The 25,718-nt window shown below is 70.4% G+C and carries 15 protein-coding genes; 7 read left to right on the plus strand and 8 right to left on the minus strand.

Annotated elements, in window-relative coordinates; translation table 11 throughout:
• Positions 1 to 2: 2 nt before the first annotated feature.
• The gene (locus OJ962_RS14430) at positions 3 to 497 is read right to left on the minus strand and encodes a hypothetical protein (RefSeq protein WP_202957435.1); all 495 of its coding nucleotides are present in this window, start codon (positions 495 to 497) and stop codon (positions 3 to 5) included.
• Between the two features lie 23 nt (positions 498 to 520).
• Positions 521 to 1,738 carry a phenylacetate--CoA ligase family protein gene (locus OJ962_RS14435; protein ID WP_202957434.1) on the minus strand — a complete coding sequence of 406 codons (1,218 nt, stop codon included), beginning with the start codon at positions 1,736 to 1,738 and terminating at the stop codon, positions 521 to 523.
• A 157-nt stretch (positions 1,739 to 1,895) separates the two neighbouring features.
• On the opposite strand from OJ962_RS14435, the gene OJ962_RS14440 reads away from it, so the two are divergent.
• Both OJ962_RS14440 and OJ962_RS14445 read left to right on the plus strand, forming a co-directional pair.
• Positions 1,896 to 3,188, plus strand: coding sequence for an FAD-binding oxidoreductase (locus OJ962_RS14440; RefSeq protein ID WP_202957433.1), 1,293 nt, complete (start codon positions 1,896 to 1,898; stop codon positions 3,186 to 3,188).
• Positions 3,189 to 3,199: 11 nt separating this feature from the next.
• Positions 3,200 to 4,603: an MFS transporter gene (locus tag OJ962_RS14445; protein ID WP_202957432.1), complete on the plus strand. Its 1,404-nt coding sequence runs from the start codon at positions 3,200 to 3,202 to the stop codon at positions 4,601 to 4,603.
• 225 nt (positions 4,604 to 4,828) lie between these two features.
• On the opposite strand, the gene OJ962_RS14450 is transcribed toward OJ962_RS14445, so the two are convergent.
• Together OJ962_RS14450 and OJ962_RS14455 are read right to left on the minus strand one after the other, a co-directional pair.
• On the minus strand, positions 4,829 to 6,541 hold the full coding sequence (locus tag OJ962_RS14450) for an APC family permease (protein WP_202957430.1): 1,713 nt from the start codon (positions 6,539 to 6,541) through the stop codon (positions 4,829 to 4,831).
• Complete coding sequence (locus OJ962_RS14455; RefSeq protein ID WP_202957429.1) at positions 6,523 to 6,789, minus strand: hypothetical protein; 267 nt, start codon at positions 6,787 to 6,789, stop codon at positions 6,523 to 6,525. Before OJ962_RS14455 ends, OJ962_RS14450 begins: the two co-directional genes overlap by 19 nt.
• 231 nt (positions 6,790 to 7,020) lie before the next feature.
• On the opposite strand from OJ962_RS14455, the gene OJ962_RS14460 reads away from it, so the two are divergent.
• Together OJ962_RS14460 and OJ962_RS14465 are read left to right on the plus strand one after the other, a co-directional pair.
• Positions 7,021 to 10,221 (plus strand): hypothetical protein, encoded by a 3,201-nt coding sequence (locus OJ962_RS14460; RefSeq protein ID WP_202957428.1) that lies wholly within the window; start codon positions 7,021 to 7,023, stop codon positions 10,219 to 10,221.
• Between the two features lie 2 nt (positions 10,222 to 10,223).
• Entirely contained in the window at positions 10,224 to 12,365 is a 2,142-nt protein-coding gene (locus OJ962_RS14465; protein WP_202957427.1) for a hypothetical protein, read from the plus strand.
• A gap of 51 nt (positions 12,366 to 12,416) precedes the next feature.
• Here the strand turns inward: OJ962_RS14465 and OJ962_RS14470 are convergent, their stop codons facing one another.
• Positions 12,417 to 13,334 (minus strand): MEDS domain-containing protein, encoded by a 918-nt coding sequence (locus OJ962_RS14470; protein ID WP_270006420.1) that lies wholly within the window; start codon positions 13,332 to 13,334, stop codon positions 12,417 to 12,419.
• A gap of 75 nt (positions 13,335 to 13,409) precedes the next feature.
• Positions 13,410 to 15,428 carry a SpoIIE family protein phosphatase gene (locus OJ962_RS14475; protein WP_202957425.1) on the minus strand — a complete coding sequence of 673 codons (2,019 nt, stop codon included), beginning with the start codon at positions 15,426 to 15,428 and terminating at the stop codon, positions 13,410 to 13,412.
• 419 nt (positions 15,429 to 15,847) lie between these two features.
• On the opposite strand from OJ962_RS14475, the gene OJ962_RS14480 reads away from it, so the two are divergent.
• The 3 genes from OJ962_RS14480 (at position 15,848) to OJ962_RS14490 (ending at position 21,476) form a co-directional block, all read left to right on the plus strand.
• Positions 15,848 to 18,226, plus strand: coding sequence for a beta-propeller fold lactonase family protein (locus OJ962_RS14480; protein WP_202957423.1), 2,379 nt, complete (start codon positions 15,848 to 15,850; stop codon positions 18,224 to 18,226).
• A 2-nt stretch (positions 18,227 to 18,228) separates the two neighbouring features.
• Complete coding sequence (locus OJ962_RS14485) at positions 18,229 to 19,806, plus strand: alkaline phosphatase D family protein (RefSeq protein ID WP_202957422.1); 1,578 nt, start codon at positions 18,229 to 18,231, stop codon at positions 19,804 to 19,806.
• 80 nt (positions 19,807 to 19,886) lie between these two features.
• Positions 19,887 to 21,476 carry an alkaline phosphatase D family protein gene (locus tag OJ962_RS14490; RefSeq protein WP_202957421.1) on the plus strand — a complete coding sequence of 530 codons (1,590 nt, stop codon included), beginning with the start codon at positions 19,887 to 19,889 and terminating at the stop codon, positions 21,474 to 21,476.
• Positions 21,477 to 21,886: 410 nt separating this feature from the next.
• Here OJ962_RS14490 and OJ962_RS14495 read toward each other — a convergent pair whose 3' ends face one another.
• Together OJ962_RS14495 and OJ962_RS14500 are read right to left on the minus strand one after the other, a co-directional pair.
• Positions 21,887 to 23,593, minus strand: coding sequence for a hypothetical protein (locus OJ962_RS14495; protein ID WP_202957420.1), 1,707 nt, complete (start codon positions 23,591 to 23,593; stop codon positions 21,887 to 21,889).
• Positions 23,590 to 25,026: a hypothetical protein gene (locus tag OJ962_RS14500; RefSeq protein WP_202957419.1), complete on the minus strand. Its 1,437-nt coding sequence runs from the start codon at positions 25,024 to 25,026 to the stop codon at positions 23,590 to 23,592. Before OJ962_RS14500 ends, OJ962_RS14495 begins: the two co-directional genes overlap by 4 nt.
• Positions 25,027 to 25,718 lie beyond the last annotated feature (692 nt).

The raw sequence follows: 25,718 nt of genomic DNA on the forward strand, positions 1-25,718 counted from the left end.
CGTCAGCCGCCCGCGATCGGCTGGACGATCCCGGCGCCGCTGCTGCCGGTGGCGGCGATGACGAGCTCCTTGCGGACCTGCGCGACGGTCTTGCCCTTGAAGGCGAGCTTGACGTTGGTCGTCACGTTGCTCGGGCTCCCGGACACGCTGTCGTTGGACAGCGAGATCGTGCCGGTGGTGCCGCTCCAGGTGCCGTTCGTGCGCGGCTTGAACGCGCGCAGGTTGGAGCTGTAGCTGAGGGTCGCGGTCTGGCCGGCGGGCACGTTGGCGGCCTGGACCGAGCAGACCGCGTAGGTGTAGCCGTGGCGGCTGCGCGCGACGGAGCAGTGGCTGCCGAAGCCGATCGTGGCGGCCGGCGCGGCCGGCTGGGCCGGCGAGACGCTGGGCGTGGGTGTCGACGGCTGGGCGGGCGGGATGACTTCCTGCGCGTGTGCCGGGGCGGCGATCGCCAGCGCGGCGGCGGTGGCGGCCACGCCGCCGAGGATCTTGCGGTGCATGGGAGACTCCTTGGGGAGGGGGTTCAGAGACGGATGACGCGAACGGCTTTGCCGGCGGTGCGGGGGAGCGCGCCCGGCGGTTCGATCACGATGGGAAGGTCGAGTCCGTACCGGTCGAGCAGCGCGGCGCGCACCCGCTCGGCCAGGGCCGGCCGGTCGGCCGACGCGTCGAGCGGCTCGCAACGCGCGAAGGCGTCGTCGTCGCCGGCGACCAGCTGGTAGATGGGCGCGAGGCCCGGTTGGGCGAGCAGTGCCTGCTCGATCTGCGACGGGTACACGGCGACGCCGCGGAGCTGCAGCACGTCGGCGATGCGGCCCAGCAGCGGGCGCAGGCGGGCCGTGGTGCGGCCACAGGCGCACGGCTCGTCGATGAGCGACGTGAGATCGCCGGTCCGGTAGCGGATCAGCGGCATCGCCTCGCGCGTGAGCGTGGTGATCACCAGCTCGCCGAGCTCGCCCGCGGGAACCGGCTGCAGCGTGCCGGGATCGACGACCTCGACCAGGAAGTGGTCCTCGTTGACGTGCATCCCGCAGCCGAGGTGGCACTCGGACGCGACACCCGGGCCGATGACCTCGCTCAGGCCGTACGTGTTGAGCGCCTTCAGGCCCAGCGCCGACTCGATCCGCTCGCCCAGGACGGGCGTCCACATCTCGCCGCCGAACAGGCCGATCTCGAGCGGCGTCTCGTCGAGCACGCCGGCGAGCTGGACGGCGAAGGACGGCGGACAGCACAGCACCTGCGCCCCGAGATCGCGGATCAGCGCCGCCTGCTGCTCCAGCGACGCGCCCGCGGCCGGCACGACGGTCGCGCCGAGCCGCTCGGCGCCCTGCTGGAAGCCGAACCCGCCGGTCGTCAGGCCGTAGGGGTACGCGTTGTGCACCACCATCCCGGGCCGCACGCCGGCGCACGCCAGCGTGCGGGCCATGAGCTCGGCCCACACGTCCAGGTCGGCGCGGGTGTGGCCCACCAGCGTCGGGCGCCCGCTGGTCCCGGTCGAGGAGTGCAGCCGCACCAGCTCGGGGCCGGCGACGGTCATCATGCCGAGCGGGTAGCTCGCGCGCAGGTCCGCCTTGACGGTAAAGGGCAGCCGGCACACGTCCTCGAGCGTCTCAACGTGTTCGACGAGTTCACGACGGGCCAGTGCCGTCCGCAGCCGCCGCAGCTGCAGTTCATGGAGCGCCTCGCGCGGCGCCGTCTCGACGGCGCTGCGGACTGGGGCCTCGCTGAGGGTGGTGGTCATGCCGTCACGATCGACCGTCGGGCTCCCGTGGTCGTCAGTAGCGCGGTACTGCATTCGCCCGCCGCCCTACGTAATCGGGCGGCTGCGTACCCCCGCGGCAAAGCGCAGTAGCGCCGTACTGACGACTCGCAGCCCGACAGCGCGCACGCTGCGCGGCATGACCACGCACACGGCAATCGACTTTCTCAGCCCCGGGGACGCGGGCTGGGACACGGCCCGCACCCCCTGGCATCTGCTCGCCGACCAGCGTCCCGCGTCGATCGCACGGCCCGCGGACGTCGCGGACGTGATCGACGCCGTCCGCTTCGCCCGCACCCACGGGTTGCGCGTCGTCGCGCAGAGTACGGGCCACGGCGCCGCCGCCCTCGGGCCGCTGCACCACGCGCTCCTGCTGCGCACCGGCCAGATGAACGACGTCACCGTCGACCCGCGCGCGCGGACCGCGCGCGTCGGCGCGGGCGCGCGCTGGTGCGACGTGCTGACCGCGGTCACGCCGCACGGGCTCACCGGCCTGCACGGCTTCTCGGCCGGGGTCGGAGTCGCGGGCTACGTGCTCGGCGGCGGGCTCGGGTGGTTCGCGCGCCGGCACGGCCTCGCGTCCGAGCACGTGCGCTCGTTCGAGGTCGTCACCGCCGACGGTGAGCGGGCCCAGGTCGACCGCGACCGCGAGCCGGACCTGTTCTGGGCGCTCCGCGGCGGTGGTGGCGTGGGCGTGATCGTGACCGCGATCGAGCTCGAGCTGCTCGCCGTGCGCGAGGCCTATGCGGGCGCGCTGTGGTGGCCCATGACGCGTGCGACGGAGGTCGCTCACGCCTACCGCGAGTGGGTCGGAACCGTGCCGGAGACGCTCACCTCGTCGCTGCGGCTGATGCACTTCCCGCCGCTGCCGGGCCTGCCCGACGCGCTGCGCGGTCGCGCGCTGGTCCAGCTCACGCTGGCCGACATCGGCGAAGACGGCGAAGCCGCGCTGGCGCCGCTGCGCGCGCTCGCTCCGGAGATCGATCACGTCGGCCGGGTGCCGGCGGCCGCGCTGGGGCAGATCGCCGGCGATCCGGTCGACCCACTGCCCGCCCGCAGCCACTCGCGCCTGCTCGGCTCGCTCACCGCCGGCACGATCGACACGCTCGTCGCGCTCGCCGACCCGCGGGTCACCACGCTCGAGCTGCGGCATCTCGGCGGGGCGCTGCGCCGTCCCGAGCACCCGGGCGCGGGGGGCGGGCTGGACGCCGAGGCGCTGGTCTTCGCCTCCGGCGTGCCGGCCACCCGCGCGCACGAACTCGCCCTGCGCGACACGTTCGCGGCGATCGACACGCTCGGTCCTGCCGCCGACCGCGACACCCTGCTCACCTTCGCCGGACGGGGCGACGCGGCCGTGCCCGCCGCGTCTCGCGAGCGCCTGCAGCGGGTCCGCGCCGCCCATGACCCCGACCGCCTGCTCGGCGACCGCTGAGGAGCCTTCCCATGCCTCGCTCGCACCGCCTGATCCTGATCTCGATGTGCGTCTCGCTCGGCGCCGTCGTCAGCGCCGTCTCGTCACTGAACGTCGCCCTGCCCGACCTCGCCCGCGCGACCGGCGCCTCGACGACCGAGTTGCAGTGGATCGTCGACGCCTACGCGCTCGTGTTCGCCGGTCTGCTGCTTCCCGCCGGAGCGCTCGGCGACCGGCTCGGCCGCCGGCGCGTGCTGGTCACCGGCCTGGCCGTCTTCGGCACCGGCGCGCTCGTCGCCACGCGGCTCAGCGATCCCACGCCCCTGATCGCCGTGCGCGCCGTGATGGGACTCGGCGCGGCGATGATCATGCCGACGACGCTCTCGATCATCACCGCCACCTTCCCGCCCGAGACGCGCGACCGTGCCGTCGGCGTATGGGCCGGCGTCGCGGGCGGCAGCGCGCTCGTCGGCCTGCTGGCGGCGGGGCTGGCGCTGGAGCGGTTCGCCTGGCCGTCGGTCTTCGGCCTCAACGCCGCGCTGGCGCTGCTCGGCGGCGCGATGACGGTGCGGTTCGTCCCGGCCACGGCCACGGAGCAGGCGCCGCTGGACGGCGTGGGCGCCGCGCTGTCCGCGCTCGGGCTCGGCGGCATCGTCTACGGCTTCATCGAGGGTCCCAACCGTGGCTGGACGTCCGCGATCGTCGTGGGCGCGTTCGCCGCGGGCGTCGTGCTGTTGACGGCGTTCGTAACGTGGTCGCTGCGCCGCCGGCAGCCGATGCTCGACCCGCGCCTGTTCACACGGCGCGGCTTCGCGTCCGGCTCGCTGTCGGTGTTCGTGCAGTTCTTCGCGCTCTTCGGCGTGATCTTCGTGCTGCTCCAGTACCTGCAGTTCGTGCTGCGGTACTCGCCGCTGGAGGCCGGCGCGGCGCTGGCGCCGACCGCGCTGATCATGATCGCGCTCGCTCCACGCGTCCCGAAGCTGGTCCAGCGGGTGGGGGCGCGGTCCGTCGGCCCGCTCGGCCTGATGCTGATCGCCGGTGGCCTGCTGATCGCGGCGACGATGGGCACGGACGCCTCGTACTGGCACCTGCTCGCCGCGCTGATCCCGCTCGGGGTCGGCATGGCCCTGGCCGCGCCGCCGGCAACCGCCGCCATCGTCGGCGCGCTGCCCGAGGACAAGCAGGGCGTCGCCTCTGCGGTCAACGACACCGCGCGGGAGGTCGGCGGCGCGCTCGGCATCGCAGTGCTCGGCTCGGTGCTGGCCGGCCACGTCGGGCACCTCGGGCCACACACGGACCCGCTGGCCGTCGTCGCGGGGTTCCACGCCGCGCTGCACGTCGGCGCGGCCACGCTGATCGTCGGTGCGATGGCGGTGTTCTTCCATGCGTCGCACACGCCCTACTCGCGTTCGGTTCGGCGTAGATTCCCGGTGTGACTCCTTCCCGGCGGGCGTGGGCAAGTTGCGCCTCGCGCGCGCGTCGTGGCCGCCCAGGGAGCGCGACGACACGTTCGGCTCGCTCGTGCACGTCGATGCCTTCCAGGGCGGCATCGCCACGGCCATCGGGGACTTCGAGGGCGCGCAAGTCGGCCACCGGCGCATCCAGGCGGGGCACCGCGCCTCGCGGGCGATTGGTCGCGAGATCGTCGGGTCCCGGCGGACCTACGTTGCCTGCACGGACGTGCGTAGCGGCGCGTGCGCCGGCTGCGCGTGCGCCGGCACGGTGACCGCCTCGGGGAGCCGCAGGGCGATCGCCAGCCGGTAGATCACCAGGCTCCAGGCGGCCGACGCCGTTAGGCCGCCGACGAGCCCGAGATCGTTGTTGCCGCCGTCCGCGAGCACGTGCTTGAACACGCCGACGCCGCCGATGATCCCGCCCGGCCCGAACCCGCCGAAGTACGAGATCACGAGCATGCCCGCGAAATACGGCGCGATCCAGAGCGCCGGGCGCCATTGGATCGGTTCGGCGGCCGGGTTGAGATCGAGCGCGTAGGAGACCGCGACGAGCGCGTAGCCCACGAGCATCGCGGCCATCAGCGTGGTCAGCGTCTGCCAGCCGGACCAGTACATGATCCAGCTCGCGCACACGAACGCGAGCGGCGCGAGGACGCCCGCCGCCGGCAGCCGGTACACCCGGGGCGCGTCGGGCCGGCTCTTGCGCAGCGCGCCCAGCGCGAGCGGCGCTGCGGCGTACATCAGCACCGACGCACTGGTGACGATCCCGACCAGCTTGCCCCAGCTCGGGAACGGCAGCAGGAACAGCAGGCCGATCGCGGTGGAGAACAGGACGCCGAAGACCGGGACGAGCGTGCGCTCGTGGGTGCGCTCGAAGTGCTGCGGGACGTAGCCGTTGCGCGCGAGCGCGTGGCTGATCCGGGAGGAGGTGGTCAGATAGATCAGCCCGCTGCCGAACGGCGAGACGACTGCGTCCAGCCGCAGCAGGAACGCGAGCCAGGCCAGCCCCGCGACCGACGCGATCGCGTAGAACGGACCCGCGTTGAGGGCCACGATCGCCGGGTCGGTGCTGCCGGCCCCGAGGCCGGTCCAGTCGTGTGACACGAGCAGTGCCGGGTTCAGCGAGCCGATGAACGCGAACTGCAGCAGCGTGTAGATCGCGGCGCCGATCAGGATCGACGCGATCACCGCCCGCGGCAAGTCGCGACCGGGGTTCTTCGCCTCACCGCCGAGCTGCGTCGCCTGCTCGAAGCCGAGCAGCGCGAACACGATCCCCCCCGACGGCAGCGAGACGAGGATCGAGTGGACGGCGGAGCCGTCGACGAAGAAGCCGCCGCCGGCCGTGAGGTTGCTCGCGTGGAAGTGCGTCGCGAGCAGCACGACGATCGTCACCACGGGGATCGCGACCTTCCACACGGTGATCGCGTTGTTGGCGCGCGTGAGCCAGCGGATGCCGATCAGGTTCAGCACGACGAAGCACGCCATCAGGACCACGGCGACCACGATCCCGCTGCCGCTCAGGGTGCCGCTCGCGCGGTAGAGCCCGTGGCCCCAGTCCGTGGTCGACAGGTACTGGATCGCGGCCAGCACCTCGATCGGGGCGGTGGCCGCGGCCTGCAGGTAGGAGGCCCAGCCGAACGTCATGCCCGCGAGGTTGCCGAACGCGTGGTGCGGGAACCGGCTCGTGCCGCCGCTCTCGGGGAACATCCCGGCCAGCTCGGCGTGCACGAGCGCGAGCAGGATCACGATCGCGGAGGCGAGCACCCAGCCGATCAGGGCCGACGGGCCGGCGGTGGTCGCGGCGACCAGCGCGCCGAACAGCCACCCGGAGCCGATGATGGAGCCTTCGGAGGCCCACAGCAGGCCCCAGAAGCCGACGTTGCGCTTGAGCGTGGACTCGATCATCGCCAGCACACCCATCCGCAGAAGCCGTCGGGCATGGGAAGCGGCGAAGCCCGCCAGGCGCCGTCGAGGCCGTCGCGCGGCCCCGCGAGGCGCCGCGTGTCGCCGAGCGCCTTCGCGAGCGCCTCCTGGGGCAGCACCACTGCGGTCGGGCCGAGCGTGGCGCCCACGTCCAGGTGCGTCTCGACGGTCGCGTCGAAGACGTCGGGCAGCGTACGGGCGAGGGCCCGCCGTGCCGGGGCTCGGTCGAGGTCGATGGTCGTCATCCGGGATGCTCCTGGGGAGGGAGTCAGGAGCGTCCCAGCGGCCGCGTGGCCGCTCGTCCGTATCTCGCTACTGCATCTGGGGCCGGGGCGTACGTACATCCCATAGCGGTGTCGGCGCCCGGCCCGGCTACGTACGAGGCGCTGCGCGTTTGCGTAGTGCGGTACTGAAGACCGCCTGCCGCGCCGCGTGGACGATGCGGGACGCAACGCATCCTCCCCCGAAAGGTCCGCATGCCCAACCTCTCCGCACCGCTCGCGGCGCTCGCCGCGGGCGCGGTGGCCGCCTCCTTCGGCGTCATCGCCCCCGACGTGATGGCCGACGCCGACGCCCCCACCGGGGCGAGCATCCTCGCTCCCACCGCCGACGAGTTCGCCGGCACCGGCGAGGTGCCGGTGCGCCTGCGCACCGGCTCGAAGATCACGGCCGTTCGCGTGTTCAACGGCACCCATGACGTCACGCGCCGGTTCTCCCGTCGTGGCGATCAGTGGACCGCGAAGCTCCCGCGTTCGGTCGTCGACCCCGGGAAGAACAAGCTCGTGGTCCAGGCGATGGCCGGGGACCGCTCCGGCGAGGCCACCACGGTCACGTTCGTGGCGGGCCGCGCCAAGCCGTCTCCGCTGACCGTCCGCAGCGGCACGGACCGGAGCGGCCAGCTCCCCGTGGCCGTCGCCACGCCGATGGCGTCACGGGCCGAGCTGACCGTCAACGGCCGCCGCGTCCGGGCCATGCACGACAGCGTCGCCGACACGGACCACCGCTGGCTCGTGTCGCGTCAGGACGGCCTGCGCGCCGGACGCAACGCGCTGGTGGTCAGGACCTACGACCAAGACGGCCGCCACGCGGTCAAGCGCTGGACGGTCGAGCGCCCGGCGAACCTGCCGTTCGTCGAGGCGGGCGCGCAGTCGCGCGCGGCCACGGCCGGCCGGTGGCTCACGCTCGACGGCTCGCGCAGCGAGGGCCGGCAGCTCGACTACACGTGGACGGTGGTGAAGGCTCCGAAGGGCGCCAAGCCGGAGCTGCGTCGCGCGAACTCGGCCAAGGCGTCGTTCAAGCCCGACAAGAGCGGCGTGTACGAGATCGCGCTGCGGGCCACACGCGGCGGCAAGGCGCGGGCCGCGAGCGCGGCCGGCGCGGTCCAGGACGTGACCACGGTCTACGCCGCGCCGACCTTCGGCAGCCAGGGCCTCTACGTCGGCACCGATCTCGAGCACGGCAACGACCCGGACGACTACGCGTCCATCCGCTACGGCGGCGAGTGGTACGCAGCGGCGAACGCCACCAACCCCGACCTCTTCCTACAGATCGATCCCGCCACGCTGGCGGTCCTGCAGACCGGCGACCACACGCAGATCACGCCCACCGCGGGCAAGATCACGATCGGCGTCTGGAACGACGCCAGCGTGCCCTACACCGACGACCGGTACGGCTCCATGGTGTGGATCGGGACGCAGGTCGTCGCCAACAGCAGCGCGGGCAGCCAGGGCGGTGCCGGCAACCCGTACTCGAACCTGCACGGGTGGCTGACGCCGACGTCGACGAAGTCGCCCGTCCGCACCTCGCCGCAGTGGGTCTCCTCCGACTTCCTGCAGGTCCAGACGCGCGCGGAGACGAGCGCGCTGCCCCAAAACACGATGACCGTCAACGGGCAGCCCAAGACCGTCACGCTGCCCTCCGGCGTGTCCGCCGGCTACCAGCTGGTGGTGCTCGACAACGCCGGGAACATGGTCTTCACGCCGGACGCGTACCCCATCACCGGGAACGCGACGGCGGACACGGCGACCGAGAACCAGCTCGCCGCCGACATCGAGAACTGGAACCAGGGAACGACGATCCTGATCCAGGGCTTCGGTCCGCTGCCGAGCGTGCCCGCGAACAGCGACTTCGCCAACGAGCTCGACGCGCTCGGCGGGCGCTCGGACGTCGCCTTCCTGTTGAACGCGACGCACGACGCCAACGGCGGCGCGTACGCCCTGATCGCGGGTCAGCGCACCACCGGCAACCTCCGCGGCTGGTACGGCAAGGAGGCATCCCACGACCGCACGGGCGGCGGCACGCTGACCGCGCTCCTCGCGCGTGATCCGGAGGCCGACAACTACGTCGCGCGCCAGAGCGACAGCGCCACCGGCAACAGCGCCGGCGCTCAGCGCTACAAGTACCTGCCGTTCGTCTACGGTGCCCCGACGCCGTGGGCCGGTGCCATCCGCAACGCCAACAACACCGCGGTCGTGCCGGCGACGGCCGGGCAGTCGGCGGCGTTGGCCTGGATCGCGGACTACGCGAGCACGAACGACTGGACGGTGACCTCGGCGACCGCGCAGTGCCCGGGCGCGCCGGACCCGATCCGCGCGTCCTACTGCACGACCAGCGCCACGGACCTGCAGAACCTCAAGGACAACATCACCAACCACCTGCCGGCGTACTCGACGACCACGAGCTTCTCGTCGGACGACTACGCCGCCGCGCAGAACAACTTCGAGTGGGAGATCGCCGACGTCGCGTCCGTCCAGGCGGACCTGAGCGCCTACGCGAACCTCTACTCGATCCAGAACTCGATCCAGGCGATCGTCGACGCGAACTCGATCGGCCAGCAGATCCAGAAGACCCAGAACCTCGAGCTGCAGGCGCAGAACTCGTCGACCTCGGATGGCATGAACATCGCGGTCGCGACGCTGCAGATGACCTCGGCGCTGCCTGACGTCGGGTCGATCGCGTCCTTCTTCGAAGGCATGATCGAGATGGCGCAGGCCGTCGGAACGCCCGACGAGCCGACCCCGTCGCTGGCCAACCAGATCGAGCTGACCGAGGCCAATGCGGGCAGCACCGTCGCGGCCAACCTCTCCGCCGCGGCCGACAACCTCGACCAGTTCGCGCTCTACCTGGTCCAGGACCCGCAGAAGCTGTTCACCGGCGCGTACGCGTTGTCGCGCGGTGACCTGGCGCTCACGACCGACACCAAGTCCGACCTCGTCACCGCCACCACATACGGCGTGCGCCAGTACCTTTGGGGCGCGATCCTCGGGACGAGCTACGCGGCGTTCACGGGCTCCGCGGCGATCGGGACCAATCCGGAGTGCAACTACAACGACGGCACGCCGGTGTTCCCGTTCAAGAACGTGCTGACGGGCAACAGCCACTGGAGCTGGAAGGCGCCCGACTCCAGCGGCGTCCAGGTCAACTGGTGGATCGCGATGACGCAGACGAGCAACCCGCTGCAGTACGCCTACCAGCACAACAACATCGGGCTGGACGCGTCGGTCACCAACCCGCTGTTTGCGCCGATCGACCCGTCCCTGCCGGTCGATCAGCAGGTCAACGTCGGCGCCGTGATGCCGTACTTCGCGCTCGACTACCTGCCGTTCATCCCGGTGCGCGAGGTCAACCCGGACCGCGACCCGTCGCCGGGCACCGGCTGCGTGGTGACCAAGTACTAGCTATGCGCACCCGCCGGGAGCTCATGGCCGACGCCGGCCGCCTGACCCTTGCGGGGATGGCGGCCGGCCCGGCCCTCAAGACGATCACGGGCGCCGCCTCCGCGGCGCCCGTCCCGGCGCGGGCGTTGCCGACCGGTGCCGGCTGGACCAACCACGAATACTGGACCTTCGCGGACTGGGCCCTGGCCGCCGCCGAGGCGGCCTGGGACGAGCGGGTCGGCTTCTACGGCTCGGACATCCGGACGTCCTGCGCGATGCTGTCGGCGCACGCGATCGCCGCGCAGACCCGATACGCCGGGGGCCCGACGCGCAACGACGCGCGCGCGAAGCGGATGGCGGAGGCGCTCGTCCAGGCGCCGCCGTTCAAGCCCGCGACGGACGGCCGCAGCACGGGCTCGACCGACCTGCGGACCAGCGGCCAGACGCACACGCCCGGGTGGACCGCATCGCCGACGACCAACACGGGCGAGCAGCACGTCTCGATCGACCCGAAGGTCGCCGAGGCGCTGGCCCGAGCCTGGCTCGTGCGGGACACGATCGGCCTGAGCGCGGACACCGCGGCGCTGATCGTCGAACGCATCCAGTCGACCGCCGAGGGCGTCTTCTTCCGCTACCCGAACATCCGGCTCAACCAGATCAACTGGTACCTCGAGCTCTACCTGTGGGCCGCGGTCACGGCCGACGACCCGAAGCGCTGGCTGTCTGAGTTCCGCGACCAGCTGCGGCGCTGGTGCACAGGCGCCGAGAAAGCCGTCGCGCCGTGGTCGATCCCGAACCTGGGCCCGAGCTGGAACTTCCATCGCGATCCGCTGTCGGGTCTCGACGCCGCCGAGAACATCGAGTCCAACGAGTACTGCAACATCATCCTGGACTCGCTCAGCTACCTGAAGGAGGCCAAGGCGCACGGCCTCGTGCTCAGCACCCAGCAGAGGAAGGTCCTGCGCGCGTGGTCCAAGCGCGCGCTGCCCGCCTACTGGACGCACGCGGGCTACCCGAACTGGGACACCGGCCTGTTCCTGCGCCGCTGGCACCTCGGCCGCTACTGGGCTTGGTCGCTCGGCGGGTTGTTCGCGATCATGCTCAACGACGAGCAGGGCGACGCGAGCGACGCCGCGACCGCGAAGTACCTGTTCGACCGGGCGCTGGTGACCTACACGCGCTGGGCGAGGCTGCGCGGGCAGGCCGTGCCGCAGACCCCGACCTATCCGGTCAGGTCCCAGCTCACGCCGAACGCGCCCGACATGGCAGCGCGCTTCGTGCTCCTCGCGGCGCGTGCCGTCGCCCACGACGTCGAGCAGCTGCCCGCGAAGGCGCCGGCCGCCATGTACGCGTACGACCCGTCGATCGGCCGCCTGACCGTCACGACCAGCCGGTACAACACGGCGATCCTCGCGCAGAACAACGGCGCGTTCCCGTACGGCGGGCTCGACCTGTGCCGGCTCTCGGACGCCGACCAGCGCGTGGCCGCGTCGATCGGCGGCGAAGGCGCGGCGAACTTCGGCGTGATCGTCTCCGACGGCCACCGGGACGTGGTCGCGAGCGCCGCCCCGAGGCGCCGCGGCGGACCGGCTCCGATGACGATGACGATGGGCCCGCCGGGCCGCGTGACGGAGGGCGAGAAGTACCCCGACCAGCCCTACGCCGGCCCGTTCAAAGCGCTCGAGGTCACGGGTGAGCGCAGCGGCGGCGGCGTGACCGTGCGCTCGACCCACGCCTTCCGGACTGACCGCATCACCGCGACCTGGAAGGTGACGCGCGGCGCCGGCCGGGCGGCGCTGGACGTCGACGCGCACTTCCCGTCCTACGGGACGGACGCGACGATCACAGCCGTGCTCGAGACCGGGCACTCGCGGCGCCTGACCGCGGCCTCCGGAACGATCGCGCTGGACGAGGTCGCGTACTTCTACATCAAGAGCGCGGAGCCCGAAGCGGGCTACGTCGTGGTGCCACGGGCGGCGCCGGACGGCGCGCGCACCGCCGTCATCAGGCCGGGTGCGCAGCCGGCCGCGCCGCTGCCCGGGCCGACGCTCGTGATCGAGCTCGCCCGCCGCGACCGCGTGTTCCGCTCGGAGTCGCTGCAGGTGTCGATCGCCGTGGCGAGCACGGCGGCGGAGGCGGCCAAGGTGGCGCGGACGCTGCGCTGAGCGTCGCGCCGTGGGTGCTCGGGACCGTGCCGCGGCCGTCCGCCGCGGCGCTCACCCCGACAGCTCGGCCCAGATCACCTTGCCGGCTGGGGTGCGGTGTGCGCCCCAGCGGGTGGCGAGCGCATCGACGAGCTGCAGCCCGCGACCCGACGTCGACGTGGACGTCGCTTCCCGGATGACAGGCATCGTCGGGCTTCCGTCGGCCACGAGGAGCCGCACCGTCGTGCCGTGGCTGCGCAGCGAGACCGTGACCTGCGGGTGGCCGTGGATGACGGCGTTGGCGACCAGTTCGGTGACGACGAGCCGAGCGTTCGCGAGCGTCTCGCCCTGATGGCCCAGGCGGTGCAGCGCGTCGACGACCAGCCCTCGCGCCTCGCGCGCCGCGGCATGGTCGCTCGCGAGCGGCCATCGGTCCGTGGGGTCCGTGTGAGCCACCACGGCGGAGTGGAGGTGGCACACGCGCTCGACCTCGTCGGCCGCGACGCAGTCGCTGTGGTACGCGCAGTACAGGGAGAACGGCATGCGCTCGCCCAGCTGGTTCCACAGCGTCTCGAGGTCCACGGCCGCCACCACGCTGCCCGCCTCCCACAGCAGCGCCACCATCTCGCCGAACAGGCGGACGGGCTGTCCGTGGGCGCCGGCGGCCTCGACGAGGCCCCCGATGTGCGCGAAGAACGCGTCGGGATCGACGCCGTCGTCGGTGGTGATGCGCTTGAGCGTCGCGGCGGCGTCGAGCCACAGCAACGTGCCGTCCTCAACCGCTGCGGTGGCATCGACGCCGGCGTCTCGGAGATCCGACTCGAGCGCGGCACGGTGCGCCTCGGTGGCGATGACGATGCCCGTCGCTCCGGAGCGCAGACCCTCGCTCAGGTAGGCGCTGACACCGTCGATCAGCTGCGAGTCACGTTCGTAGAGCTGGACGACGTGGTCGCCGGTGGCCACGGCATGAGGGGCGATCGTGGTCGGCACGGGGATGCGCATGCTAGCCGCGGTCGGGCACCGCGATCAACTCCACGGTCAGCAATGCGGGGTGATCCGCGTACGTCACGCGCGCGGCACCCGGATGACGACGATCGCGACGTCGTCTCGCAACGGCGCGGCAGCGTGGGCGAGCGCGGCGTCGACCAGCGCGTTGGCCACGCCGGACGGCGAGGCGCCGCGGTGGCGTGTCAGCGTCGTCTGAACGCCTTCGAGCCCGAACAGCACGCCCGCGGCACGCGCCTCCGTCAGGCCGTCCGTGTAGAGCACGAGCGTGTCGCCCGCCGCGAGCGTGTGGTGCGCGACCTCGAACGCGTTGACGGGGAATCCGGTGACGCCGAGCAGGGGACCGCGTGCAGGGCTTTCGTGGAAGCTGCCGTCGGCACGCCAGATCAGCGCGGGGGGATGGCCGCCGGACCCGATGCTGACGGTGACCTCGCTGCGATCGGCCGAAGCGCTGAGCCGGAGAAACGTGGCTGTGGTGAAGCGCGTGGTGTTCGAGCGCAGCAGCGCGTGGTTGAGCGTCATCAGGACGGTCACCGGCTCGGTGTCGAACATCGCGGCCGTACGCACGGTGTGCCGGGTCAGCGCGGTCTGCGAGGCGGCCTCGGGGCCGCTGCCGCACACGTCGCCCAGGACGAGGCCCCAGGTGTCGTCGCCGAGCGCGAAGACGTCGTAGAAGTCCCCGCCGACGAGCTCGGTGCCCGCGTGGTAGTGGGCGCCCAGCTCCAGTCCCGGGATCGCGGGCAGGTCAGGGGGAAGCAGGCTCCGCTGCAGGGCGAGCGCGACCTGGTCGCGCTGGTGCAGAGCTGCCTCGCGCGCGGCGGCCTCGCGACGCGCCGACTGCAGCAGCTCGGCGTTGGCGATCGCGACCGCCGCCGTGGACGCGATGCTCGCCGCGGCGGCTTCCGCCTCGGCGTCGAAGACCGCGGCATCGCGATGTCCGAACACCATCCCGCCCGCGATCGTGCCGTCGGACGTCCGGATCGGCACGGCCAGGTAGCTGCGCACCGGCTCCGGGAGGCCCGGGCGTGCCGCGCCGATGTCGTCGCTGCGGACGATGCGGGTCTCGGTGAAGTCGCGTTCGAACACGCCGAACTCGGCACCGGTCAGATCGGTCGCCGCGTCGGTGGCCGTCTGGAGGATCTCGTCGAGCTCGAGCCGGGCCACGATGGCGCGACTGACCTGCACGAGCGCGGCGCTGCGGCGACGCTGGCGCTCCGCTTCCTCGCGCGCACGGCGTTCGGAGTCCTCGAGGCGTTGCTGGGCCTCACGGCGCTCGGTCAGGTCGCGTGTGACCTTGGCGAACCCGAGGAGCACTCCGCGAGCGTCGCGGAGGGCCGTGATGACGACGTTGGCCCAGAACAGCGTGCCGTCCTTGCGAAGCCGCCATCCCTCCTCCTCGAAGCGGCCCTCGCGCGCCGCGACCTCCAGCTCGTACGCGGGGTGCCGTCGAGCGCGGGCGGCCTCGGTGTAGAACAGCTCGAAGTGCCGGCCGATCGCTTCATCGGCCGTGTAGCCCTTGATGCGTTCGGCGCCGGCGTTCCACGTCTGGATCACGCCGGACGCGTCGAGCACGAAGATCGCGTAGTCGCGCACGGTCGTGACCAGCAGCCGGAACTGCTCGAGCTCGGCATTGGCGATGCGAAGCTCCGTCGCCGTCGAGCGGAGCTGCTCGGTCGCCAGCTGGCGGCTGGTGAGGTCGCGCGTCACCTTTCCGAAGCCCACGAGCGCGCCTTCCTCGTCGCGCAGCGCGGTGATGACGACGTCGGCCCAGAACGTCGTGCCGTCCTTGCGCACCCGCCAGCCTTCGGCCTCATAGCGCCCGGTCAGCCGCGCGGATTCCAGGATCTGCTCCGGGACCCCCTCGGCGACCGCCTCGGCCGGATAGAACACGGAGAAGTGGCGCCCGACGATCTCGTCCGCCTCATAGCCCTTCAGCCGGCGGGCGCCACCGTTCCACGTCACGACGTGGCCGGAGTCGTCCAGCAGGAAGATCGCGTAGTCCGGCTGGGAATCGACCAGAAGCCGCAGGTAGTCGTCCGCGCGGCTGGAGGCACTCGTCTTGGCGCGTCGACCGCTCATCGCCTTGACCCTAACCGGTCCCAGCCGACACGGCGCTGGCGCCAAGACAATCGCGCGTCCGCGCCTCCTGCGGGCGCACGCGGTAGTTGAGGCCGAATGCCGCCGTCGTCGGGCCGCCTGTGCTCATCGAGCAGCACTGCTTGACGAGCTCGGGACGTGACCCGTTGCGCGAGGTCAACGAATGCGACGGCCGGTTGACCGCTGCTTCCTCGCACACGCCGGAGCGACGGACGGTCCCGCGCTGCCGGTGCGCGGACGAGTCGGGGCGATCGACGCGTCCCGTTCTACCCGGCAGCAGCGGGTCGCTTCGGCCCGCCTAGGCAGAGCGCCTGCCTCGTGAACAATCCGTAGCCGGCTCCGGGTTCCGGACCGCGGCGTCCGTAGTGTCGCGCTCACTTCACCAGAGATTTGGAGCTTCAGTGCATGGATCCGCGCGCCTGACGCGGCTGGCCGGGACGGCCGCCGCGCTCGGCCTGTTCACGCTTGCCGCACCCGCCGGGGCCGCCGTGCCGGTCTTCACGCCGGCGGGCCCGCTGTTCACCGACGTGTCCCCGGAGGCGATCAGCGTCTCGCCCGACGGCAGGACGGTCGCGACCGCGACGCCGGCCACCGGGATCGCGCTCGTCGACATCACCGATCCCGCCGCCCTGCGGGTGAAGGCGAGCGTCGAGACCGACCAGACCGCGTTGGCGTTCACCAAGGACGGGCGCTACCTGCTCGTCGTCGACCAGCAGCTGGACCCGGAGCACCCGGGCGGGCCGGACGCGCGCAACCTGCGCATCCTGGACGCGGGCACGCTCGCCGAGGTCCGCCGGATCGCGATCCCGAGCGGCGACTCGGTCGACGTGTCCCCCGATGGGCAGTACGCGGCGATCGCCGACGAGCAGGACCGGGGCTTCAACGACGGCTCGGTGATCGTGCTCGACATGCTCGGGCGCGACGTGGCCGACTGGACGACGCGCAAGATCGCGCTGCCGGCCCGCGACGACGAACGTTGGTTCAAGCCGCTGGACGTGACGCTCAAGCTCCAACCCGAGCACGTCGACGTCCGCGAGGACAACGTCGCGCTCGTCTCGGTCCAGGACCAGAACGCGTTCGCGCTCGTCGATCTCGTGTCCGGCGCCGTGCAGAGGCTGATCGACGCGGGCTCGACCGACACCACCACGTACAAGGAGCGCCGGCAGTTCGGGCCGTGGGACTGGACGGCGCCGGCGAAGGCTCCGCGCATGCCCGACGGCGTCGCCTGGCTGCCCGACGGCACGCACTTCCTGGCGGCCAACGAGGGTGAGAAGGACTTCTTCTCCGACGGCGTCCGCGCGATCGACTCCGGCGCCGTCACGCGCAAGTTCGGCGGCCGCGGGTACGGCATCTACAACGCCGAGACGGGCGCGCTGGTGTACGACTCCGGGCTCGCGGGCGAGCGCGAGACCGCGCGCCGCGGCTTCTACCCGACGAGCGACGCCGGCGACGCGGGCCACCAGTACGAGGGAGCGGCCGTCGCGCGCTTCGGCGAGTCGCTGCTCGGCTTCGTGGTGTCCGAGCGCGGCAACCAGCTGCACATCCTCGACCTGGCCGATCCCGCCGCCCCGAAGCTGCTGCAGATCCTCACGACGGGCGAGCGTCCCGAGTACGTCGTGCCGATCCCCGAGCGGAACCTGGTGCTCGCTTCCGGCGAGTCGGGCGGCCTGTCCGTGTTCAAGGTCGCGGCGCCCGGCGCGCACGCGGTCATCCCCGTCGTACCCGAGGACCGCAGCTTCGAGTTCGAGCTCACCTACGGCTTTGGCGGCAACCCGAAGTCGATGACCTACGACGACGGCCGGATCCTGTTCCCGACCGACAACGGCGTGCTGTCCGTCGATCCGGACGACCCGCGCGGGCCCAACGCCCGGACGGTCGGCTCGCACGCGGGCGACGCCGTCCCGGACGGCGCCGGCGGCTACTGGCTGCGCAGCACCGAAGGCCCGCTCACCCGCGTGAATCGGGCGGGCGAGACGGTCCTCGAGCGCGCGGACGCCGGCACGTTCGGCGGTACGCGCATCGGCGATCGCACCTACAACCCCGCGTTCGGCTCCGTCGACGTCTACGAGCTCTCGACGGGCACGTCGCTCGGGGCGTTCACGCTCGAGATCCCGGAGCGCAACCCGTACGTGCAGGACACCGAGGCGACCCCCGGCGGCGACCTGCTGTTCGCCGTCCGCGTCCCGGAGCAGCAAGCGATCGAGGTCTACGTCCTGCGCGACCCCGAGACCGTCACGATCGGCTCGACGGTCAAGCCCGAGCTGCTGCAGACGCTCTCGCTCGGCGCCTACTCGCTGCGCCGTGACCTGGACGCCTGGTTGCGGCTCGCGGTGAGCCCCGAAGGCCGCGTCTTCATCGGCCACATGGACAACGCGTTTCAAGAGCTGGACGAGCGCCTGCCGGCCTACCAGACCTCGGCCGAGACGCCTGTCGGCGGCACCGTCCCGGCCACGCTGTCGCTGGCGGTCGGCACCCCGGATCCGCTCGGCCCGTTCGTGCCGGGCGTCGAGCGCCTGTACGAGACGACCGCCGCGGCGACCGTCACGTCCACGGCGGGCGACGCCACGCTGTCGGTCGGCGAGCCCGGTCACCTCGTCAACGGCGCCTTCAAGCTGCCGGAGCCGCTGGAGGTCGCGCTCTCGAAGTCCATCTGGGACGGCCCGGTCTCCAACGAGCAGGTCACGGTCGGCTTCAAGCAGTTCGTGAAGGCCACCGACGCACTGCGCACCGGGCGCTACTCCAAGACCGTGACCTTCACGCTGTCGACGACGCAGCCGTAGCGATGAGCATCACCGGGGATTGGGACCGACGGATCAGCCGGCGCACGCTGCTGCGGACCGGGGGGACGCTCGCGGCGGGCGTGGTGCTGGCGCCCGCGCTCGCGCGCGCGACGTCGTGGAGCGCGGGCGGAGATCCGTTCTCGCTCGGGATCGCTTCGGGTGATCCCACGCCGGACGGGGTGGTGCTCTGGACACGGCTGGCCCCGGCGCCGCTGACGGTCGACGGCGGGATGGGCACGCAGCGCTGCGCGGTGCAGTACGAGGTCGCGCTCGACGAGCAGTTCAAGTTCCCGGTCAGGCGCGGGACCGAGTACGCGGTGGCCGAGTGGGCGCACAGCGTCCATGTCGACGTGCGCGGATTGCTGCCGGCGCGCGAGTACTTCTACCGCTTCAAGTGGGGCGCGCACGTGAGCCCGGTCGGGCGCACGCGCACCGCGCCGCCGCCCTTTTTCGCCAACCGCGAGCTGAAGTTCGCGTTCGTCTCGTGCCAGAACTGGGCGAACGGCTACTTCAACGCCTACGAGGACATCGTCGCGCGCGACCCGGAGTTCGTCGTGCACCTCGGCGACTACATCTATGAGAACTACGGCGGCGTGGCGCCTTTCCAGCAGCCGCTGCCGGCCGTGGAGCTGATGACGCTGTCGGACTATCGCATCCGGCACGCGCAGACCAAGACGGACCCGGACCTGCAGGCGGCGCACGCCGCACTGCCGTTCCTCGTGACCTGGGACGACCACGAGGTCGACAACGCCTACGCGAACCTCGAGAACGAGTCGGGCCAGTCCGTCGACGTGTTCCGCGCTCGCCGGGCCGCGGCGTACAAGGCCTACTACGAGCACATGCCGCTGCGGGGCTCCTCGATGCCGTCCGGGCCGGACATGGACCTGTACCGGCGCTTCCACTGGGGGCGGCTCGCGACGGTTAACATGATCGACGGGCGCCAGTACCGCTCGGGCGATGTGTCCGGTGGGACGCGGCGGCGCCACGGCTACACCGACGCCGAGATCGACCCGTCGCGGACGATGCTCGGCGGCGCGCAGATGGCGTGGCTGCTGGAGGAGCTGTCGAGCTCGCAAGCCGGGTGGAACGTGCTCGCCAACAACAAGGCGTTCGCGCCCGTGGACCGCAACACCGCGATCGACCGGGTCGCGTTCAACAACCCGACGACCTGGGACGGCTATGTCGCCGACCGCCAGCGGATCCTGGACGCGATCGCCGCTCGCCGGGGACTGAACGCCGTGGTGATCACCGGCGACACGCACAGCAACTACGTGCGCAACGTCCCGCCGAACTTCAACAGCCTGGACGGTGCCCCGGTCGCCACCGAGTTCCTGGGCACCTCCGTCAGCACGGGCGGAGACAAGGAGGAGCCGGTGATCCAGTGGCAGGACGATTCCCACAATCCGCACCAGCTCCTGCGCAACAACAACCGCGGCTACGTGGAGTGCGTGCTGACGCCGCAGCTGTGGGCGACGAACTTCCGGATCGTCCCCTCGGTCGAGACCCGCGTCCATGGCCAGGGCTCGACGCTCACCTCGTTCGTGGTCGAGAGCGGCCGCGGCGGCGCCGCGCGCGCATAGCCACGTGACCCGTCATCCAGGGGACGGGTCACGAACTTCAAACACATGGCAGTTCGACGCACTGTGGGGTGCCCGGAGACATGAGCATCAGTGGGGATTGGGACCGGCGCATCAGCCGGCGGACATTGCTTCGTACAGGCGGGACGCTCGCGGCCGGCGTCGTGCTCGCTCCGACGATCGCGCGCGCGACGTCGTCGTCGAGCGTGGACGGGAATCCGTTCTCGCTCGGCGTCGCCTCGGGCGACCCGACGCCGGACGGGGTCGTGCTGTGGACGCGGCTCGCCCCGCAGCCGGAGCTGGCCCTCGGCGGCATGCGCCCGGAGCGCTGCGCGGTCCAGTACGAGGTCGCGCTCGACGAGCAGTTCAAGTTCCCGGTCCGCAAGGGCGTGGAGTACGCCGTCCCCGAATGGGCGCACAGCGTCCACGTCGAGGTCGCCGGCCTGCTGCCCGCGCGCGAGTACTTCTACCGCTTCAAGTGGGGTACGAACGTGAGCCCCGTCGGGCGTACGCGGACCGCGCCGCCGCCGCTGCACGCCAACCGCGAGCTGACCTTCGCGTTCGTGTCCTGCCACAACTGGGCCAACGGCTACTTCAACGTCTACGACGACATCGTCCGGCGCGACCCGCAGTTCGTCGTCCACCTCGGCGACTACATCTACGAGGGGCCCGGCGGCACCGCCCCGTTCCGCCCGCACCTGCCCGCCGTCAGGCTCGCGTCACTGTCGGACTTCCGGATCCGGCACGCGCAGTACAAGACCGATCCGGACCTGCAGAAGGTGCACGCGGCGCTGCCGTTCTTCATGACCTGGGACGACCACGAGGTCGACAACAACTACGCGGGCCTCGTCTCCGGGACGGGGGAGGTGCCGCCGGAGCAGTTCCCGGCCGTCCGCGCCGCCGCCTACAAGGCCTACTACGAGCACATGCCGCTCCGCAAGACCGCGGTGCCCTCCGCCGGCACCGGGATGATGATGTTCCGGACGATCCAGTGGGGCCGCCTGGCGAGCTTCTATGCGATCGACGGGCGCCAGTACCGCTCCCCGAACGCCGATCCGACCAGCCCGCGCGGCGCGAACGGCTACACGCCGAGCGAGCTGGACCCGAACCGGACGATGCTCGGCGCCGAGCAGATGAGCTGGCTGCTGAACGAGCTGTCGACCACCAAGGCCGGCTGGAACATCCTGGCCAACAACAAGGCCTTCTCGCCGTTCGACCGCGACACGGCGCTCAACTCGGTCGAGTTCAACAGCCCCGACAACTGGGACGGCTATGTCGCCGACCGGCAGAAGATCCTCGCGACACTCGCCGAGCGCCGCACGCCCAACCCGATCGTCATCACGGGCGACTCGCACAACAACTGGGTCCGCAACGTGCCGCCGGACTTCAACCGCCTCGACGGCGCGCCCGTGGCGACCGAGTTCATGGGCACCTCGCTCTCGACCGCCGGCAACACGCCGAACCCGTTCGTCCGCTGGAACAACGACGCCAACAACCCGCACCTGCTGTTCCGCAACAACCAGCGCGGCTACGTCGAGTGCTCGATGACCCCGCAGTCCTGGACCTCACGGTTCCGGATCGTCACCGAGGTCGAGAAACGCGTGTACGGCACCGCCACGACGCTGGCGACCTTCGGCGTCGAGAGCGGCAAGGCCGGCGCCATCCGCATGTAAACGCGCGTTGCGTGCGACCCGACGCCGCTTCTGAAACGAGAAAAGCCCGCCTTAGCGGGCTTTTCTTAGTGCGCCGAAGAGGACTCGAACCTCCACCCGGTTATCCCGGACCAGGCCCTCAAGACGGTTGAGCACTGACCGGATTGCGGCGATCTGCGCGGTGGAGCCGTTCGTGTTCGCGGGGGAGAACAGATTGGACGCCATGGACAACACGGATGTTGCCACGGGGCGTGCCGCCATAAGAGACCAGGGGCGGGTTCAGGTGTTCTCCGGGAGCGTTCTCCGCCAGTCGAGTCGCGGTCAGTTCAGGCGCTGACTCCGGAGCCTCAGAGCGGCAATCTGTGTCGGCGAGCAGTCGGCGCCTTGCGTCGTCGGACTTCACGGCGGCGGAAAGCGAAGCCGGTCTCCTCTTAGTCTCCGCGCCGGAGTTCCTCGGGGATTTCTAGCGCACGGGCGGCTCGCGGATTTCCTCCCGTGATCCGCCAGCACAAGCGCATGGTGATGAGTACACGCTCCAGTAGAAATCTCACGGCTTCCTCGGAGGTGCGTCCCTTTCGGATCTCGGGGTGCTCGGAAAGGAACCCCGCCGCGGACGCCTCGTCGAAGCTTCGGAACTCCAGCCGAACACCAGAGTCGCTGTCAGACGGCCACTCGTCGAATCGGATGGCTTCACGCAAGTCAAGCACCCAGACTCGGTCATCCGGCGCCCCAGCGAAGTCGATCGCCGCGACGTCCTCGAATATCCCGCAGAAGTCGCGTTGGTGGCTCGGTGGCACGGTTTGATGCTGAACAGGCGTAGCGCCGAATGCGGTAAGGCCTAGCTCACGTTCAACCTGCCAGTTGATCGGCAACACGATCAACGACGGGTGAAATCCGTCCGTGCGCATTCCCTCGATGGTCTTACTGAGCGCGCTGCGAAGGTCCCCCTGCTCCAGAGAGCTAGCTACGTCCGGCAGAGCCGCGAACAACTGCTGAGCTTCGGCCGTGCGGGCCGAGCGCGCCAAGTCGCGGCCCATCATGTCGAGCCCGAGTACGCCAGACTCCGAGACGAAGAAGCTCTTCGGTGCCCAGTTGTATGCGACCAGCCCGGCGTTGTCAGGCGGCGGCTCGCGAAGCTCGTTCACGTTGCCTTGCAAGGCCAGGGTGTCGCGGAGGACGCGATACTCGGCCGCGCTTCGGAGAGCAGGTTGCCGAACTTCGTCAAGGCGCGTCTCATCGATGGAGGCGTTGCGGACTCGCTCCCGTTCTACGTCCTGTTGAGCCTCCCGGCCGCTGGCGAGCAATGTCGCTAGACGATCGAGACGCTGCGACCACCCGCGTTCAGGATCGGGCGGCGTTGCTGTTGAAGTCGTATCGAATGCATCCGCGACCCCGAGCACGGGTTGCCATCGATCCCGCTCCTGCACCAGTCTCCCGAGAAGCGCTTGGATCTCCTCGTGTCGCCACTCAAACCAGTCGCGCGGGCGGAGCTCCGAAGGCTCCCCTGGCGCGACGAGCCGTGTGCACAGCAACAGCGCCGTGAGCAGGAGTTTCTCCGATGTCGGGATGAAGTGGGCTGCCTCGTCGGGAAGCTCCGCGAGAAACCACATTGTCCAAGGGGGCTTGTCGCTCTCTTCCGCAGCTGTCGACGCGTCATAGGCGTCGAGGACCCACTCGACGTTCGGGAACTGCGATGCAAGCACTCCGAAAGCCGTGTGCAAGAAAGCGCTTCGTTCAACAGGCTGGGGACGCTCGAGGAGATGCACGACCCACATTGCGAGACCGAAGCGCAGGATCTCTCTACGTCTTAGGAGAGCGAGCAGCTCTGACTGGACTTCGCCGCCGCGCCGTTCGTTGAACGCATGGGCAAGGTCCGCGTGAGGGAAAGCCGGCAGCCACACCTCATCGAACATTGCTTCCCACTTGCGTTCCACCGTCGCGAACGTGGCCTCATCAGCAAGGTCGATGGCGCTCTTCAGGAGCCCGTTCACGGCGTTGAAGAACGAGAACCCGAGGTCGCGACCCTCATCCTCTGTCAGTGCGTCGGAGGAACCCGAGAAAGCGCTCTCGACGGCCCAACGTGCCGCGAAGAGGTGATCGACACTTTGATGGAGGAGCAACTCCTCGGAGTGGTTCACGCCCGACCCCTTCTCGCGAGGGCGTACATTGCTGGATAAAGCTGGAAAAGAGGCGCCGCTAGCGCCGGTGCACCGAGCCGCGTGGCCTCGATTGCGACGTGCTGTGGAAGGTACGTGATTGGGCCGATGAGTTCCCGACTATTCGCGTTCACCGCAGCGACGAGTTCGTCATAGAGGAAATCAGCGATCCGTTGTACCGGCCCGACGCCGAAGAATCCGGGGGCCATTACCGCGCCCGCGAACGGAATACCCCAGGCCGCCGCGGCCTTAGGAAGCGCAAGGAGCACAAGTTCGTACAGCTGGCCGATGGCCCTCCACTCGTTTTCGCGTCCGCCCCGAGCCGCGCCCATAGCCTGCTGGTGAAGGCGCTCGAGCGCTTCCGTGAGCGCCCGATTCCCCGATTCGTCGTCTGCCCTGCGGACTCGCACAGCCGCGGCCAGACGCCGTCTCTTGCGCGGCGACACTTGTCCAGTGAGGTACAGGCCAGTCCCTGACTCTGCTACCGAGTCGCCGAGATTTACGGGCAGCCAAAGCTGTGAGTTAGGATGCCGCACCGCGAAACGGCTCAGGGGACCGAGGCGGACATCAACCACCTCACCCGCGCGCGACGCGACAATCGGCGTCGCGCCACCAGGGTTCCCGAATGACGTGCGGATCGGCAGGGAAGAGCTACCCAGCCACAACGTAGCTGCCTGTCCGACAAGTTGCTGGGTCATCGCCTGGTCCACCAACCGTCGCACTCGCTCCTCTCGCATACGCCGCAACGCGGAGTCGTCGAGAAGCCGCACAACGCGGTGCATCACGTACCCCACTCCAACAAGAGTGATCCCCGAGACGATAATCGCCCACGCCGCTGGAAGCCCGCGCGGCGCATTGTGCCCCCAGCCGAATAGCACCACCCCGTCCAGAAGCAACGACACGAGCCCGATTTCGATCACGAGAAGCAGTCGTGACGCGCCAGCGAACTCCCGTAGAGATCCACCGTACGCCTGTTGGCCTGAGCCGCGGAATGCCTCGAAGGCAAAAGCCACCATGGCGACGGACACGCCGAGTGCAGCACCCACAACCTGCCAAAGCGTCCGAAGGAACTCCTCGGAGTCCTCGACATCGTCCAGGGGTCCCCATCGAACATCGACCGGGATCAGGACGACAACGAAAAGGGCGGCAGCGTAGATGACAAAACGAGTCCAGCCAAGCCTTTGGCGCCGGCGCTGAATCGCGTCGGTCCATCGCTTCCGCCGGTTTGAGGCAGACAGCAGTTTGAGTGCTTGACGTCGTAAGGACAGCCGTCCTGCAACAGGCGCCGGATGTACGGCAAGCATGCGAAAGAGCCAGCCGATTGCGGCTAGGTTGCTCGCTATCGCGGCAAGCAGCAGTACGTTGTAGAGCCATCCGTGAGTATCCATAGAGTCGTTGGGTGCAGATTCAATCATCTGAACGCAGCGGTCGAGCGGTTCAGTGAAGACTGTTCTTTCAGTGTCGTCGAACCAACGCGATGAGCCGTGCCCTTAGCTAGGGCTACGGTGGGCACTGCGCACGGCAGGCAAATGCCTTGGCCGGACCACACGATGTGCCAGGCCTCAAAACGCGTCGGCACTCAGAAGCTCGGCGAGCTTCACATACTTGCGGTGCTCTCACATGGCGGCTCAGTCGATGTGGGCATGCGACCTGGCTTGGGTGCGGGGCAGACGCAGACCGGCAACACCGGATTTAGATCGGGCACGCAGTTGCACTCAAGTGCTGTATACAGCGGCGCTACAGTTCAGACGTGGGTCGCAAGAGCCGACTGAAGCGCGAACGAGCCGCGAGTGCGCCGCCTCTAGAGTCAGATGAACCTCCCGCGCTGCTGGCCGATGTAGCGGCCACCATCGAGCCGCCGGCGACCATCGAGCCACCCGTCATACGTCGCGCGGGACGTTCACGGAAGAAGCGTCCCGTTGGTGCTCGTGTAGCGCGAGTTGCGGTCGACGACGTGACCTGGGAGGCGTTCAAGAAGCTGTGCGGGTCCACGCCCGCAAGCATTCGGCTCGGTCAGATGGTCGCGGCTGAGGTAGAACGTGCGCGGGAGCCGTCTACGAGCACGGACGCCGTGTCCGCCCTCGCGGCGATTCGCGCGCACCTCGAC

The organism is Solirubrobacter deserti (assembly GCF_027587175.1).
In the GTDB taxonomy this organism is placed as follows: domain Bacteria; phylum Actinomycetota; class Thermoleophilia; order Solirubrobacterales; family Solirubrobacteraceae; genus Solirubrobacter; species Solirubrobacter deserti.